Below are 15,775 nucleotides of genomic sequence, written 5' to 3' on the forward strand. Positions count from 1 at the left end.
CTGAGAGACCTCTCCTGACAGACCTCTCCTGACAGACCTCTTCCGAGAGACCTCTCCTGACAGACCCGAGGGACACACGACCATGCTGCACACCCGCCGCGTCACCACCGGCCGACTGACCACGCAGATCACCGAGGCCAGGGCCGAGGGCGAAGCCGTGGTCTTCGTCCACGGCAACGTCTCCTCCTCCGCCTTCTGGCACACCACCCTGACCACGCTGCCGGAGCGCTACCGCCCCCTCGCCGTCGACCTGCGCGGCTTCGGCGGCACCGACCCGCTGCCCGTCGACGCCACGCGCGGCCTGCGGGACTACGCCGACGACCTCGCCGAGCTGCTCACGGCCCTCGGCGTCGAACGGGCCCACCTGGTCGGCTGGTCCATGGGCGGTGGCGTCGTCCTGCAGTACCTGCGCGACCACCCGGCCGCCGTGCGCTCCGCCACCCTCATCAGCCCCGTCTCCCCGTACGGCTTCGGCGGCACGCACGGGACGGACGGCGTCCTCAACTCCGAGGACGGCGCCGGATCGGGCGGCGGCACCGCCAACCCGGACTTCGTCCGGCTGCTCGCCGAGGGCGACCGCGGAGCGGACTCCCCGCTGTCGCCGCGCTCCGTCCTCACGAGCTGCTACGTGAAGCCTCCGCTGAGCCTGGAGCACGAGGACGCGTACGTCGAGTCCATGCTCGCCACCCGTCTCGGCGACGACCACTACCCCGGCGACAGCAAGCCGTCCACCGCCTGGCCCGGCATCGCGCCGGGCACCCGAGGGGTGCTCAACTGCATGGCACCGACGCACTTCCGCGTCGACGACCTGCACCTGATCGACCCCAAGCCGCCGGTGCTGTGGATCCGGGGCGAGGACGACATCATCGTCTCCGACACCTCGATGTTCGACCTGGCACACCTCGGCGCGATCGGCGCGGTGCCCGGCTGGGACGGCACCCCCGCCCAGCCGATGCTGGCGCAGACCCGACAGGTCCTCGACCGGTACGCGGCGGCCGGCGGCGCGGTCCGCGAGGTCGCCGTGCCCGACGCCGGGCACTCCGTCCACCTCGAACGGCCCGAGGAGTTCGGCAAGGCGCTCCTTGAGGTCCTGTCGGCATGACGGTGTGCCGTACGCGTCAGGGGGAGGTCCGCGGCCGGACCTCCCCCGACGGGGTGACCTCCTTCCTCGGCATCCCGTACGCCGCCCCGCCCTTCGGCGCGCGACGCTTCCGGGAGCCCGCCCCGCCGGAGCCCTGGCCGGGCGTGCGCGAGGCCACGTCCCACGGGCCGACGGCGCCGCACGCGCCCTACGCCCCGCCCTTCGACGCGCTCATCCCGGACCAGGCCGTCCCGGGGGAGGACTGCCTGAACCTGAGCGTCTGGACCCCCGCCCCCGCACCGGGCGCCGGCCTGCCCGTGATGGTGTGGCTGCACGGAGGCGCGTTCACCCACGGCTCCGGATCCGTGTCCGCGTACGACGGGACCGCCTTCGCCCGGGACGGCGTCGTCTGCGTCACGCTCAACTACCGGCTCGGCGCCGACGGCTTCCTGCGCCTCCCGGGCCGCCCCGACAACCGGGGACTGCTCGACCAGATCGCCGCGCTCCGCTGGGTCCGGGACAACATCGCCTCCTTCGGCGGCGACCCGGACCGGGTGACGCTGTTCGGCGAGTCCGCCGGCGCGATGAGCATCGGCGCACTGCTCACCACAGGGGCGGCGCGGGGGCTGTTCCGCCGGGCCATCCTGCAGAGCGGGGCCTGCCACCACTTCCTCCGGCCCGCGTCGGCCGAGCGGATCGCCGCCCGCCTCGCGGAGAAGCTGGGCGTCGAAGCGACCCCGAAGGCCTTCGAGCACGTCCCTCTGGAGGAACTCCTCCCGGCCCAGGCGGAGTTGCGCGCGGAGGTGGGTGCCGACCCGGACCCGGCGCGCTGGGGCGAGGCCGTCCTCAACATGATGCCGTTCGAGCCGGTCCTGCCGGGGGTCGCCCTCCCCGGGCCGGACTGCGGAGTCGACCTCCTCATCGGCGGCAACCGCGAGGAGTACCGCCTCTTCCTCGTGCCGACCGAGCGCCTCCACGTCTTCCCCGAGTCCTCGCTCCGCGCCATGACCGCCGCCTACGGCCTCGACCCGGACGCGGCGCTCCCCGTCTACCGGGCCGCCCGCCCGGACGCAGGGCCCGGCGAACTCCTCGACGCGGTGGCGACCGACTGGTTCTACCGGATCCCCGCCGTCCGCCTGGCCGAGTCCGTCCCCGGCTCGTACCTGTACGAGTTCGCCTGGCGTTCGCCCGCGTTCGACGGCGCTCTCGGCGCCTGCCACGCCCTCGAACTGCCCTTCGTCTTCGACCGCCTCCACGACCCCGCGTACGCCGCGCTGCTCGGCGCCGGCCCGCCCCAGGCCCTCGCGGACGCGGTGCACGGCGCGTGGGTCTCCTTCGCGACGACGGGCAGTCCCGGCTGGAAGGCGTACGACACGGAGACCCGCACGACGATGACCTTCGGCGACGCGGCCGCCCCGACGCCGGTCGCCGACCCCCGCGCGCGGGAACGGCTCCTCTGGGAGGGCGTGCGCTGACCTGAGGGACGTCGGCCGATCGGACCGCGCCCTCCGGGACGCCCTCCTGGGCCCGCTACTTCGCGGTCCGGGTGACCACGGCACCGAACAGGGCCAGGCCCCTGATGACGACCCGCACCGTGCCCGGCCTGCCGATCCGCCGGGCGGCGCGCCTGTCGAAGAGGCCGAAGAGCCCGAACCCCCGCACCTCGACCTCGATGTCCTCCGGCACCACGATCCTGGTGCCGCCCCAGAGGGCGACGGCCCGGATCTCGGTGTCCTGGCTGCTGAAACGCGCCTCGGAGAGGTCGATCCGTCCGCCGCCCCACATCGACCAGAGCGTCATCCGGGGCGGCACGACCCAGTCGCCCGTGCGCTCGAAGCCGCCGAAGACACCCGCCACGAAGCGGCCCGAGGTCGGCGCCCGGTCCACCACGAGCGCGTCCCGCGGGCCGGGCCGGGGCAGGCCGCGGCAGGCCTCCTCCAGGTCGCCCCGGGTACGGGAGGCGTGCACCTCGTCGAGCCGTGCCGACAGGTCGGGCAGCGGCAGCCGGCCGCTCTCGACGGCTGCCCGCAGGCGCTCCTCGGCGTCGTGACGCTCACGGTCCGAGGCGAGGACGTCCAGGTCGTGCCGGGTCATGGTGTCGATCCTCCGAGATAGGCGGCGAGTGCCGAGGACAGCGCGGTGCGATAGGCGGCGTCGTGCCCGGGGTGGTCGGGGTCGTGCCCGAGGTCGGTGAGCCAGTAGCGCCGTCCGAGCGCGTAGCCGTACGCGGCGGACATGCCGAGCAGGACGACCCTCTCGATCCGCGCCCGGTCGGGGCCCTCGGGAGGGGGGAGCACCGAGCGGACGCCCTCCTCGATCACGTCGACGAGGCGGGAGAGGTTCGTGGGGGAGCCGGGGGCGGGCTCGTCGTCCCAGTCGTGGAGCTGCGACCACGTCCACAGCCGGACGTACCGCTCGTCGGCGAGGATCTCGAAGAGCACCTCCGTCATGCCGTCGGCGTACGGCACGCTTCCGTCGGCCCGCATCCTCTCGCGCACGAGCTCCCGCTTGCGCTCGTTCTCGCGCTCCAGCACGGCCCGTACGAGGGCGCGGTAGGTCCCGAAGTAGTGCGTGACGAGCCCGTGCGTCACCCCGGCGGCCTCCGCCACCCTGCGCAGTCCGGCACCGTCGGGACCGTGCCGGGCGATGAGCTCGGTGGCGGCGTCGAGGATCTCGGCGCGTGCCTGTTCCGGAGTGCGCCGACGTCGTGCGGTGGGCACGTCCCCTCCCGTTGTCGAAGTGGCCGACGGCTTGTTGTCCACTCTGACAATAGGAGTTCCTGCGGTCAACCCGGTGGAGTCCCCTGGTTGTCCGGATAGGGGTCCCGTCTCACCGGAATACGGAAACCGATTGGCTGGAATGGGTCGACGGAACGGCCCCCGATCATGGAAACTGTCGTCAACGAGCCCACAGATGGGCCGAGTTCGACAAGAACTGATAGTGCGGGGGATCAACATGGCACGAATTGCTCACCGTCGTTCGGCACGGATAGCGGGCGTGATGGCCGGTGCGGCACTGATCGTCGGGGGTACGGCCGGAGTCTCGAACGCCGCGGTGACCCCTCCTCCGGGCGCGACCGCGTTCACCGGTGCGGGGAACTACGGCGTGGTCACCAGCGAGCACCCCGACACGACGGGCTGCAACGGCTACAAGGTGGTCGGCACGGGGACCGTCACCGGCAACCGGATCACCGGCGGCGGCACCTGGTCGCAGAAGGAGGACGCGTGTACCGCCACCGTCCCCGGCAAGTGGGACATCAACGGGTCGGTGACGATCACCGAGGCCGACGGTGACCAGCTCTTCTTCACCTACCACCTCAGCGCGCCGCTGACCGCGGACACCATGGTGTACCCGACCGGCACCTTCACGATCACCGGCGGCACCGGCAGCTTCGACGAGGCGGTCGGCGGCGGCAAGATGAACGCCACCGTCAACCTCCTGGACAAGGCGCACGTCGCCGCCGTCCTCGACGGCTCCATGGGCTTCCGCTGGCAGATCTGACCCACGGTCACCGGGGTGAGGAAGGGTGGGTGAGGGCGGATCGCCCTCACCCACCCTTTCCTCGTCCCTCCGCCACGCCCGTGCTGCGAATGCCTCGACGGGAGGTCCTCCGGTCGGCAAAAATTTCCCCCAACGGCCTTGCGTAAAGGCCTAGTTGGGCACACTTCTATCGTTCGGGGGACACATGGAGAGAGCTGCCCGCAGATGGTCCGCGCGCATGGCAGGCGTGGTGGCCGGAGCGGTACTGATCACCGGCGGAACGGCGGGCGCCACCTTCGCCGCCGACACCGCCCCCACCGCCGTCACCGCGGCGACGTGGCTTCCCACCGTCGACATCACCAACAACTTCGCCGTGGTCGCGACCACGCACCCCGACACCGTGGGCTGCAACGGCTACAACGTGACCGGCAAGGGCACCTCCACCGGCAAGCCGGTCACCAGCGCCACCTGGACCCAGCAAGAGGTCGTCTGTACCGCGACCCTCCCCGGCAAGTACGACATCAAGGGGACGGCGACGATGACGGAGCCCGACGGCGACAAGCTCGTCATCAGCTACTCGCTCACCGCGCCGCTGACGTCGGACACCATGGTCTACCCGTCCGGCACGTTCAAGATCCTCAACGGGGCGGGCAGCTACGCCTTCGTCTCCGGCAGCGGCAAGATGACCGCCCGCGTGAACCTCCTGGACCACGACCACGTCAGCAGCACGCTGGTGGGAGACATCCAGTACACGGGCTGACCCCACCGAGGGAGCCGGCTCCGCCACCGGGGCCGGCTTCGCCATGTCCGGCGCGCCGCACCACGCGCACCGCGCCTCCCTCTTCCCACCGCGCTTTCCAAGGGGCCGCACACCATGAAGAGCACGATGCAGGACCGCGAACTGCTGGTACGTGACATCCTCGCGCACGGTCAACGCGTCTACGGCGACAGCCGGGTGGTGCGATGTGCCGACGGGCCGGCCGCGCGGTCCTTACAGACCTTCGCCGACATCGGCCGCCAGGCGGAACAGCTCGCCTCCGCCCTCGGCCGGCTCGGCGTACGGCTCGGCGAGCGGGTCGCCACGCTGGCCTGGAACACCCCCGAACACCTGGTGGCCTACCTCGCCGTGCCCAGCATGGGCGCGGTGCTGCACACGCTCAACCTTCGCCTGCACCAGGACCAGTTGGGGTACATCGTCGAGCACGCCGAGGACGCCGTCCTCCTCGTCGACGCGACCCTCCTGGACATGCTCGGACCCCTCCGTGACCGCCTGGGCAGCGTGCGCCACGTCGTCGTCATCGGCGACGCCCCGGAGCCGGACCTGCCCGCCCACATCGCCGTACACCGCTGGGACGCGCTCCTCGCGGCCGAGGCGCCCGGCTACGACTGGCCCGACCTGGACGAACGCGACGCGGCCGCGCTCTGCTACACGACCGGCACCACCGGAAACCCCAAGGGCGTCGCCTACAGCCACCGCTCGATCACCCTGCACACCCTCGGCGTCTCCGCCGGAGCCGGATTCGCGATGCACGACGGCGACCGCGTCCTGCCGATCGTGCCCATGTTCCACGCCAACGCCTGGGGCTGGCCCTACGCGGCCTGGCTGGCGGGCTCCGACCTCATCATGAACGGCCGGCAGCTGCACACCCCGGACCTGGTCCGCATCATCAACGAGGAACGCCCGACCGCCGTCGCCGCGATCTGCACCATCTGGAACAGCCTGGTCCACCACGGCGAGGAACACCCCCTCGACCTGAGCGCCGTACGGCTCGCCGGCTGCGGCGGCGCCACCCCGCCGCGCGCCCTGCTGGGGAAACTGAAGGACCGCTACGGCGTCCGTCTGAAGCAGGGCTGGGGACTCACCGAGACCAGCCCCCTCGCCACCTTCGCCGTCCCCCCGCACGGCACCCCGGACGAGGAGGAGGTCGACTGGCTCGCCAAGAGCGGGCGCGTGATGCCCTTCGTCGAGGTGCGGCTGATCGCGGAGGACGGCACCGAACAGCCCTGGGACGGCACCTCGGTGGGCGAACTGGAGCTGCGCGGACCGTGGGTCACCGGCTCGTACTTCCACACCGAGGACTCCCCGGAGAAGTTCCACGACGGCTGGCTGCGCACCGGAGACCTGGGAGTGATCGAGCCGGGCGGCTGGGTGGTGGTCAGCGACCGGCTCAAGGACGGCATCAAGAGCGGCGGCGAGTGGATCTCCACCATCGAGCTGGAGAACGCGATCATCGAACACCCCGCCGTCCTGGAGGCGGTCGTGGTCGGTGTGCCCGACCCCCGCTGGGAGGAACGCCCCCTGGCCTGCGTGTCGTTGGTTCCGGGCGCCGGGGTCGGCGCGGAGGAGCTCCGGGCGTTCCTGAGCGGGCGCGTGGCGCGCTGGTGGATCCCCGAGCGCTGGTCCTTCGTGGACGCCGTGCCCAAGACCAGCGTCGGCAAGTACGACAAGCGGGCCGTCAGGAGCCTGTACGGGGACGGGGAGCTGGACGTCCGGGAGACCGGCACCTCACGGCGGTGAGCGCGCGGGAGGCGGCGCCCCGGGTGTTCCGGGGCGCCGCCTCGCCGCCCCGCGTCAGGCCGCGGTCAGCCGCTCGGCCTCCGCCAGCAGCTCCCGCTGCTCCTCGGGGCCGAGCCCCAGCTCCCGTACCCAGCGGAGCGTCAGGACGAGACGCGCCTGCATCGTGCGCTCGGGGTCCGGGAGCACACCGTCCGCAGCCCCGCCCAGACCGGCGGCGACCAAGGCTTCGAGCGCCGCGGGGTCGAAGTCCTCGGCCCCGGCCTCCAGCGAACCGAGGAACCCGGCGACGTACCCGCCGATCTCCTCCCCGGTCGCGCCCCGCGGGAAGCGACGGCGGGCCGCGATCCCGAAGGCCTCGCCGACCGCCTCGCCGTACCCGGGGCCGGTGGGGTCGAGCGCGGCGGACTTCTGCGCGAAGCCGATGAAGTCGAACGCCAGCAGGGCGCCCAGCACGTCGAGTTCGGTCGTGGTGACAGTGGTCATGACGGCTCGCCTTCCGCCGTGGGAGAAGCGGTCGTGGTGGTCGCGGCGGCGGTGATCGCCGCCGCCGCGCGCTCGGCGTCCCGGCCGACGAAGCCGATCAGCGCCGAGCCGCGGGTACGCATCCGGTACAGGCCCAGGAAGTGGCTGCCGGGCAGCACCCCGGTGCCCTCGGTGTGCCGGGGCCGCCCCTCCTCGTCGAGCATGTCCGGGTCGAGCCAGCTCCAGTCGGTGAGGTAGCCGGTCGCCCAGATCACCGCGGACGGCTTCACGCGCTCCCCGTCCGAGGCGAGCAGCTCGGCTCCCTCCGCCCCGGTGATCCGCCCCACCGTGCGCATCCGGCCCGCGGCGACCAGGCCGGCCACCCGGTCGCCGACGATCGGGTCGGGCGCCCGCATGTCCACCGGCAGGCTCATCACGCCGAGCACGCTCATCCACCAGAACATGTCCCGGCCGACGACCGTCTGCGGCAGCGGCGGCGACACGGCCTCGCCGCAGCTGAGGACCACGCTGTGGGTCTCGGACAGCTCCGCGGCGATCTGCCGCCCGGAGTTGCCGTCGCCGACCACGACCACCGTGCCCGGCGGCACCTGCGAGGCGTCCCGGTACTCGCTGGTGTGCAGGGCCGGCACGTCCGCGCTGAGCCCGGCGGCGAAGTCGGGGACCCGTGCCCTGCCGAACGCGCCCGTGGCGATGACGACCTGGCCGGCCCGGCACTCGCCGTGCGCGGTGGTCAGCAGGTAGCCGTCGCCGTCCCTGCGCAGCGACAGCACCCGGTGACCGGTCAGCACGGGGAGGTCGAAGCGCTCGGCGTACTCCTTCAGGTACGCCGCCACCTCGTCCTTGCCGGGGTAGTGCGCCGCCTCACCGGGGAAGGGCAGGCCCGGCAGTCCGGAGAACTGCGCGGACGTGAAGAGCCTCAGCGAGTCCCAGCGCCGCTCCCAGGTCTCGCCGACCTCGCCGCCCGCGTCGAGCAGCACGCACCGTATCCCGGCCCGCCGCAGGTGATAGGCGGCGGCGAGGCCCGACTGTCCCGCCCCCACGATGGCGACCGGCACGGTCGCCGGCAGGGTGCTCGTCGGCCGACTCGTCGGGTCGGCCTGATCTGTTCGCATACCGAATGTCCTCACTTCTTGGACCTGGAGCCCGCGCGACCGCGGGCCGGGTCCGGGGTGGACCGGCCGGGCCGCCCGCGCGGGCGGCCCGGCCGGTTCGGGTCAGTGCGCGTCGAGGGCCCGGCGCAGCTCGCCGGCCAGGACGCGCAGCCGCTCGCCGCGCATCACCGTGTAGTGGTCGCCGGGCACGTCGACGAGGGTCGCGTCACCGGGGAAGTACCGCATCCAGCGCTTCGCGGTCTCGACCGTCGCACCGCCGTCCGCGGCCCGCAGCGACACCACCCGTCCGGCGAACTCGCCCGGAGCGTGGCCCAGCAGGGCCCGGTAGTTGCTCCGGAACCGGCCGACGATGCCGCTCAGCGTGTCCAGGTCGATGTCCTCGGACAGCGCCCCCGCGGCCCTCGCCTCGGCGTGCAGCACCTCCACCGGCGGCCGGCCGTCGAAGGCCTCGGGCGCCAGCGCCCAGTCGACGCCGGCGAGCCCCGCCAGGTCCCGGGCGAACCAGGACAGCAACTGCTCGTCGGAGACGGTCCCCTCGGCGGGTCCGGGCTCCACCATCAGGTCGATCACGGTCAGCAGCTCCACCTCGGCACCCGCCGCGGTGAGCTGGGCCGCCATCTCCAGGGCGATCACCCCGCCCATCGACCAGCCGCCGAGCCGGTACGGACCCTCCGGCAGCGCCTCCCGGACGGCGGCCGCGTAGTGCGCGGCCATGGCCCCGACACTCGTCAGCTCCGCGTCCGGCAGCTGGAGAGCGTAGAACGGCTGCTCGTCACCGAGGAGTTCGGCGAGCTCCGCGTAGCAGAGCACGTCACCGCCGACCGGATGCACGAACACCAGCGGGGTCCGCGTACCGCTCGTGCGCACCGGCACCAGCGCCCTGCGGCCGCCCCCGTCCCCGTCGGCCTCCCGGACCGCCTGGGCGAGCAGCTCGATCGTCGGCCGGGCGAACAGCGTGGACAGCGGCAGGCTGCGGCCGAGGCCGCGCGCGATCCTGGCCATCAGACGCACCGCGAGCAGCGAGTCACCGCCGAGGTCGAAGAAGCTCGCCGTCACCCCGATCTCGGTCACGCCGAAGAACTCCGCCCAGATCTCCGCGAGCCGGCGCTCCACCTCGTCGCGCGGCGCCACGAACCCGGCGCCCTCCGCGGCGACCTCGTCCGGTGCGGGCAGCGCCGCCCGGTTGACCTTCCCGTTGTCGCTGAGCGGCAGTTCGTCCAGGACGAGCACGCGCTGCGGCACCAGGTGCGCCGGGACCAGCTCGCGCAGCGCGCCGACGATCTCCTGCTCGGTGTCGTCGCGGCCCTCGTCGAGGACGACGTACGCGATGAGCCGCTTCGGCCCGTGCTGCTCGCCCGCCGCGACGACCGCGGCGCTCCGCACCCCCTCGCACTGGGTGAGCGCGCACTCCACCTCGCCCAGCTCGATCCGGTAGCCCTGGATCTTCACCTGGGAGTCCAGCCGGCCGAGGAACTCGATGGTGCCGTCCGGCAGGAAGCGGCCCATGTCGCCGGTGCGGTAGAGCCGCTCACCGGTGACCGGGTGGTGCAGGAACGCGGCGCGGGTCTTCGCCTCGTCGTTCAGGTAGCCGCGGGCCAGACCGACCCCCGCGATGTACAGGTCGCCGGGCACCCACACGGGGCTGGGCCGCATCGAGCCGTCCAGCACGTGGAAGCGCTGGTTGCGCATCGCCTTGCCGTACGGAACGCTCACGGCGTCGTCCGCGACGTCGCCGATGGGGTGCAGGATCGACCAGATCGACGCCTCCGTGGCGCCGCCGAGGCTCCACTGCTCGGCCTCAGGCAGCAGCAGCCGGATCCGTCCGGGCAGCGACACCGGGATCCAGTCGCCGCTCATCATCACGAGCCGCACCGGCAGTCCGGTGAGACCGTTCGACAGGGCGTGCTCGGTGAACATCTCCATCAGCGCGGGCACGCTGTTCCAGACCGTCACCCCGTGCTCGGCGACGAGCTCCGCCCAGCGGGCCGGCTCACGGTGCGCGGCCGGTTCGGGCAGCACCAGCGCACCGCCCACCGACAGCAGTCCGAACACGTCGTAGACCGACAGGTCGAAGTGCATCGCGGACAGTCCGAGGGCCCGGTCCGCCGCGGTGACGCCGTACCGCTCGTTGACGTCGACCACCGTGTTCAGGGCCGCGCCGTGCTCGATCATCACGCCCTTCGGCAGCCCGGTGGAACCCGAGGTGAAGATCACGTACGCGAGGTCGCCCGGCTTGGCACCGGACTCGCCGAGCGGGCCGTCCTCACCCCGGTCCTCGGCCCGCACCACGGTCCTGACCACGCCCTCCGGCCAGTCCGCCGTGTCCTCCACCCACGGCTGGGTGACGACCCGGCTGATCCCGGCGCTGTCGAGCAGCACGTGCAGCCGCTCCACGGGCACCCGGGCGTCGATCGGGACGTACGCCGCCCCCGACCGCAGGATGCCGAGCGCCGCGACGACCTGCTCCCAGCCCTTGTCCATGACGATGGCCACCAGGTCGCCGGGACCCGCTCCCTGGGCCCGCAGCGCGTGCCCCACCCGGTTCGACCTGCGGTCGAGCTCCCCGTACGTGAGGGTCAGCGCCTCCGAGATGACCGCGGGCGCGTCGGGCGTGGCCTCGGCCTGGGCGAGCACCGCTTCGTGCAGCAGACCGTCGGGCACGGGCCCGTCCGTGGCGTTCGCCTCGGCCCGCACCTCCAGATCGGCCGCCGGCACGAGCGCCGGCCGGGGCCGCTGCCAGGCCGCCGCGTCGGCGGCGAGCTCGCGCAGCATCCGCTGGTACCCGGCGAACATGGCGTCCACGCAGCCCGCCGGGAACAGCTCCTCGATCACGTCCCAGTTCAGGACGAGCTCCCCGGCCTCCTCGACCGCCTGGTGGTCGAGCCACACCTGCGGCGTCCGGACCGAGTTGCTCACCAGACGGCCGTTCTCACCGATCCCGGCGAGGTGCTGGACGACTCCGCGCCGCTCCGTGTCCTGCTGGCCCGCGAAGTTCACCAGGCTCGTGAAGACGACCGGCGCGGCGGCCCGCACCGAGCCGCCACGGGCCCGGTGCAGCTCCCTGAGCACCTGCACACCGCTGACCTGGCTGTGCTCCAGGTCGCTCCACAGCCGGGCCTGCACCTCGTTCGCCCGGACGGCGAACGCGTCGTCGGCCGAGTCGCGGATCTCCAGCATCAGCGTGGTGGAGAAGTTGCCGATCACGTCGCCGACCTGCGGGTGCAGCGGCAGCCGGTTGAAGTACAGCAGGTTCAGCGAGAAGTCGGGCGTCGCGCTCCACTCCGCGATCACCTGCGCGTACGCGGTGCACAGCGCCGCCGATGGGCTCACCCCGGCCGTCGCCGCGTGCTCCTTGAAGCGGTCCCACTCCTCCTTCGGGATCGTCGCCCCACGGTGGGTGAACACCGGCCGGTCCAGCGTCGACGGGGCCACCGCCAGCGGCAGCTGCGGCGCCGCCGGCAGGGTGTCGAACCGGTCCCTCCAGTAGGCGAGCGCCCGGTCGTACTCGGGCCCGGTCTCCAGCTCGCGGGCCTGCCGGACGTAGTCCCGGTAGCGCAGCTCCAGCTCGGGCAGCTCCTCGCCGCGGTAGTGCGCGGCCCACTCCTTGAACAGGATCGACGTGCTGAAACCGTCGATGACCAGCGCGTCGAAACCGGCGTGCAGCCGGATCACCCGGTCGTCGATCCGGGTCACCCGCACGTCGAACAGGGGCCAGCGGGCGGTGTCGAAGACCTGGTGCCGCATCTCCTCGTGGACGGCGACCAGCGCCGCCTCGCGCGCGGCCGGGGCCAGCGCGGACACATCGGTCTCACGGATCACATAGGCCGGGACCTCGCGCTGGACCCGCTGCTCGCCCTCGGCGGTGAAGACGGCCCGCAGCATGTCGTGGCGCTCGATCATCGCCCGGAAGGACGCGCCGAGCCGGTCCAGGTCGACCTGCTCCAGGTCGATCTCGATCTGGAAGTAGGTGGACGTGTTGCCGAGCTCGAAGGCGTCACCACGGCCCACGAGGTAGGCCTGCTGGAGATCGGTCAGGCCGAACGGCTCGTACCGCTCGGCGTCGTCCTCGTCGGCGTCGTGCTCGTCGTTCCCCTCGGACACGGCGGCGCCCCGCGCGGACTCCGCGTCCGCCTCGCCGCCGAGGGCGTCGAGCACGTCCGCGGCGATGTCCCCGGTGCTGCGGCCGTTCAGGAACGCCGCCATCGGCAGCAGGACGTCGAACTCCCGGTTCAGCGCGGTCCGGATCTTCATCGCGATCAGCGAGTCCAGACCGAGCGCCTGCAGGGACTGCCCGGCGTCGAGCCGGGACGCCACGGTGCCGAGCGCCTGGGCGACGGTCCGCGCCACGAGCGCACGCACCGCCTCGGGCTCCGGGGCGGACGGGGTCCCGTCCGCTTCGGCGACGACCGGGGCCGTCGGAGCGGCGGCTTCCCGCCGAGGCTCGGACACGACGAGCGCGGACACGGGTGCCACGGCCGGGGCGGTCACGGCGGCGGGCTCCGCCACCGCCCGGCCCGGGGCCGGGTCGAAGCGGGCGCCGTCGGCCTCGGCGACCAGCCGGCCCTGCGCGGTCATGAGCCGGATCCGCGCCCGCGTACCGCCCTCGAACAGCTCGGCATGACAGCGGAGCCCGTCCTGCGTCCCCCCGCGGCCGTAGTGGACGAAGCGGTCGAGACCGGCCGGCACGAGCGCCGGGCCGTCCATGGGGAAGCAGGCCAGCGCCGTCTGGAACATGGCGTCGACGAGACCGGGATGGATCAGATAGCCCTCCGCCTCGCCGGGCAGCGCGGACCGGAGCTCCGCCGTGGCCTCACCACGGCCGAGCCGGATCCGCTCCACCCAGCGCGCGGCGGAGCCCAGGTACAGGGCGCGCTGCCAGAGCAGCCGGTACAGCTCGTCGCCGGACAGCTCACGGCCCGAACCCACCGGGGCGAGCGTCACCGTGGGCGCGGCCGGAGCCCCCGCCCCGGCCCGGCCCCGCGCGTGGAGCTGCCAGGCGCCGGACGCGTCCTGGGCGTAGTACCGGAACGCGCCCCCGTCCACGACGAGCTGGGCGGCACGCTCGGCACCCGGCGCCGAAGGCGCGGCTCCGACCGGGTCGAGCACCAGGTCGACGGGGAGTTCCAGGTCCTCGACGGACACCGGACCCGGCCCCGCGAGCTCGGTGACCGCCTCGATCAGCGACTCCACGAGCACACCGGCGCTGACCACCGGCCGCCCGCCGACCACGAAGTCACCCAGGCTGGGGTGCGCCACCGGGTCGAGCCGCGGGGCGAACTGCGCCTGCGCGAGCGGCGACGACGGCAGCCGTACGCCCAGCAGGCCCATCTGCTCGGCGGGTCGCTCCACCGGCCGCGACGCGACGCGCGGAACGGCCGCGGGTTCGTTCAGCAGCCAGAAGTGCCCGCGCTGGAAGGGGTACGAGGGAAGGTCGACGGTGTGGGCGTCGTACGGGGCGAGGAGGGTGGTCCAGTCGACGGTGACGCCGTGGGACCAGGCCTCGGCGGCGGACCGGACGAACCGGTCGAGGCCGCCGCTGTTGCGGCCGAGGGTGCCGACGACGGCACCGCCGTCCCCGAGCGTCTCGGTGATGCCGGAGACGAGCACGGGGTGCGCGCTCACCTCGACGAACACCACGCCGGGCGCGCCCAGTTCACCCACCACCTCCGCCAGCCGCACCTTGCTGCGGAGGTTCCGGAACCAGTAGGAGCCGTCCAGCTCGGCGGTGTCCAGGACCCCACCGGTCACCGTCGAGTGGAAGGCGACCCGGCCCGCACGGGGCGCGACGTCCTTCAGCTCGCGCGCCAGGGTGTCCTTGATCTCGTCGACGTGGGCCGAGTGGGAGGCGTAGTCCACCGGGATGCGGCGGGCCCAGACCCCCGAGGCCTCGCACTGGGCGAGGAGTTCGTCGAGCGCCCCGGGCTCCCCGGCGACCACGGTGGACGAGGGGCCGTTCACGGCGGCCACGGAGACCCGGCCGCTCCAGGGGGCGAGGAGCTGCTCCGCCTGCGCTTCCGGGACGCTGAGCGAGGCCATGCCTCCGCCGCCGGAGAGGACGCGGAGGGCTTGGGAGCGGAGGGCGACGACGCGGGCGCCGTCTTCGAGGGTCAGGCCGCCGGCGACGACGGCTGCGGCGATCTCGCCCTGGGAGTGTCCGACGACGGCGGTGGGGTTGACGCCGTTGGCGCGCCAGAGGTTGGCGAGGGCGATCATCATGGCCCAGGAGGCGGGCTGGACGACGTCGACGCGGTCGAGGCCGGGGGCGTCGTCGTCGCCGCGCAGGACGGCGGTGAGCGACCAGTCGACGAAGGGTGTCAGGGCCGTCTCGCAGTCGGCGATGACGCGGGCGAACTCCGGTGAGGTGGCGAGGAGTTCGGTGGCCATGCCGACCCACTGCGAACCCTGCCCCGGGAACACGAACACGACGGGGGCGCTCGACGCGCGGCCCGGCTTGGCACCGGAGACGGCCGTCGTGACCGCCTCGATCTCCCCGGAGGCCAGGGCGTCGAGACCGGCGAGCAGCCCCTCGCGCCCCTCCGCGCCGGGAAGGACGGCCCGCGACTCGAAGGCGGAGCGCCCGGTGGCCAGGGAGAGCGCCACATCGGCGGTGCTCAGCTCGGGCCGTTCCCGTACGTGAGAGGCGAGGCGAGCGGCCGCCTCGGCCACGGCCCCGGGCGTACGCGCCGAGACCAGCCACGGCAGTGCGGCGCCGTCCTGAGTCGGCTCCTCGGCCGCCTCTTCGGTGGGTGTGTTTCGCGGGGGTTCGGCGAGGATGACGTGGGCGTTGGTGCCGCTGATGCCGAAGGAGGAGACGCCGGCGCGGCGGGTCTTGCCTTCCTCGACGGGCCAGGGGTGGGGTTCGGTGAGGATCTGGACGCCGCCGCTGGTCCAGTCGATCAGTTCGCTGGGCTTGGTGATGTTGAGGGATGCGGGGAGTTCGGCGTGGTGCAGGGCCATGACCATCTTGATGATGCCGCCGACGCCGGCGGCGGCCTGTGCGTGTCCGAGGTTGGATTTGAGGGAGCCGAGCATGAGGGGGTGTCCGTCGCGCTCGGTGCCGTAGGTGGCGAGCAGGGCCTGTGCTTCGATCGGGTCGCCGAG

General features: G+C 73.2%; 10 protein-coding genes. 5 read left to right on the top strand and 5 right to left on the bottom strand.

From position 1 onward, the window contains the following. The first annotated feature begins 82 nt into the window (after positions 1–82). Together ABTY59_RS28500 and ABTY59_RS28505 are read left to right on the top strand one after the other, a co-directional pair. The gene (locus ABTY59_RS28500) at positions 83–1,102 is read left to right on the top strand and encodes an alpha/beta fold hydrolase (protein ID WP_352021908.1); all 1,020 of its coding nucleotides are present in this window, start codon (positions 83–85) and stop codon (positions 1,100–1,102) included. After that, on the top strand, positions 1,099–2,556 hold the full coding sequence (locus ABTY59_RS28505; protein ID WP_352021909.1) for a carboxylesterase/lipase family protein: 1,458 nt from the start codon (positions 1,099–1,101) through the stop codon (positions 2,554–2,556). The genes ABTY59_RS28500 and ABTY59_RS28505 overlap by 4 nt, the downstream gene beginning before the upstream one ends. 55 nt (positions 2,557–2,611) lie before the next feature. Here ABTY59_RS28505 and ABTY59_RS28510 read toward each other — a convergent pair whose 3' ends face one another. Both ABTY59_RS28510 and ABTY59_RS28515 read right to left on the bottom strand, forming a co-directional pair. Then, positions 2,612–3,175 (bottom strand): DUF1707 SHOCT-like domain-containing protein, encoded by a 564-nt coding sequence (locus ABTY59_RS28510; protein WP_352021910.1) that lies wholly within the window; start codon positions 3,173–3,175, stop codon positions 2,612–2,614. Next, positions 3,172–3,801: a TetR/AcrR family transcriptional regulator gene (locus tag ABTY59_RS28515; protein WP_352021911.1), complete on the bottom strand. Its 630-nt coding sequence runs from the start codon at positions 3,799–3,801 to the stop codon at positions 3,172–3,174. The genes ABTY59_RS28510 and ABTY59_RS28515 overlap by 4 nt, the downstream gene beginning before the upstream one ends. Positions 3,802–4,036: 235 nt before the next feature. On the opposite strand from ABTY59_RS28515, the gene ABTY59_RS28520 reads away from it, so the two are divergent. The 3 genes from ABTY59_RS28520 (at position 4,037) to ABTY59_RS28530 (ending at position 7,079) form a co-directional block, all read left to right on the top strand. Then, positions 4,037–4,582, top strand: coding sequence for a hypothetical protein (locus tag ABTY59_RS28520; protein ID WP_352021912.1), 546 nt, complete (start codon positions 4,037–4,039; stop codon positions 4,580–4,582). A gap of 217 nt (positions 4,583–4,799) precedes the next feature. Then, the gene (locus ABTY59_RS28525) at positions 4,800–5,321 is read left to right on the top strand and encodes a hypothetical protein (protein ID WP_352021913.1); all 522 of its coding nucleotides are present in this window, start codon (positions 4,800–4,802) and stop codon (positions 5,319–5,321) included. A 114-nt stretch (positions 5,322–5,435) separates the two neighbouring features. Continuing rightward, positions 5,436–7,079 (top strand): long-chain fatty acid--CoA ligase, encoded by a 1,644-nt coding sequence (locus ABTY59_RS28530; protein ID WP_352021914.1) that lies wholly within the window; start codon positions 5,436–5,438, stop codon positions 7,077–7,079. 54 nt (positions 7,080–7,133) lie between these two features. On the opposite strand, the gene ABTY59_RS28535 is transcribed toward ABTY59_RS28530, so the two are convergent. From ABTY59_RS28535 to ABTY59_RS28545, 3 genes are all read right to left on the bottom strand, one after another. Then, complete coding sequence (locus ABTY59_RS28535) at positions 7,134–7,562, bottom strand: hypothetical protein (protein WP_352021915.1); 429 nt, start codon at positions 7,560–7,562, stop codon at positions 7,134–7,136. Next, positions 7,559–8,674, bottom strand: a complete 1,116-nt coding sequence (locus ABTY59_RS28540) for a flavin-containing monooxygenase (RefSeq protein WP_352021916.1) — start codon at positions 8,672–8,674, stop codon at positions 7,559–7,561. Before ABTY59_RS28540 ends, ABTY59_RS28535 begins: the two co-directional genes overlap by 4 nt. 102 nt (positions 8,675–8,776) lie before the next feature. Further along, positions 8,777–15,763, bottom strand: coding sequence for a hybrid non-ribosomal peptide synthetase/type I polyketide synthase (locus ABTY59_RS28545; RefSeq protein ID WP_352021926.1), 6,987 nt, complete (start codon positions 15,761–15,763; stop codon positions 8,777–8,779). Between the last annotated feature and the right edge of the window lie 12 nt (positions 15,764–15,775).

It is taken from the genome of Streptomyces sp. NPDC096079, from assembly GCF_040303145.1.
GTDB lineage: Bacteria > Actinomycetota > Actinomycetes > Streptomycetales > Streptomycetaceae > Streptomyces.

Coding starts and splice junctions, on each gene's coding strand:
- ABTY59_RS28510 (WP_352021910.1), bottom strand. CDS start 3,175: ATGACCCGGCACGACCTGGACGTCCTCGCCTCGGACCGTGAGCGTCAC.
- ABTY59_RS28540 (WP_352021916.1), bottom strand. CDS start 8,674: ATGCGAACAGATCAGGCCGACCCGACGAGTCGGCCGACGAGCACCCTG.
- ABTY59_RS28500 (WP_352021908.1), top strand. CDS start 83: ATGCTGCACACCCGCCGCGTCACCACCGGCCGACTGACCACGCAGATC.
- ABTY59_RS28535 (WP_352021915.1), bottom strand. CDS start 7,562: ATGACCACTGTCACCACGACCGAACTCGACGTGCTGGGCGCCCTGCTG.
- ABTY59_RS28520 (WP_352021912.1), top strand. CDS start 4,037: ATGGCACGAATTGCTCACCGTCGTTCGGCACGGATAGCGGGCGTGATG.
- ABTY59_RS28505 (WP_352021909.1), top strand. CDS start 1,099: ATGACGGTGTGCCGTACGCGTCAGGGGGAGGTCCGCGGCCGGACCTCC.
- ABTY59_RS28530 (WP_352021914.1), top strand. CDS start 5,436: ATGAAGAGCACGATGCAGGACCGCGAACTGCTGGTACGTGACATCCTC.
- ABTY59_RS28525 (WP_352021913.1), top strand. CDS start 4,800: ATGGCAGGCGTGGTGGCCGGAGCGGTACTGATCACCGGCGGAACGGCG.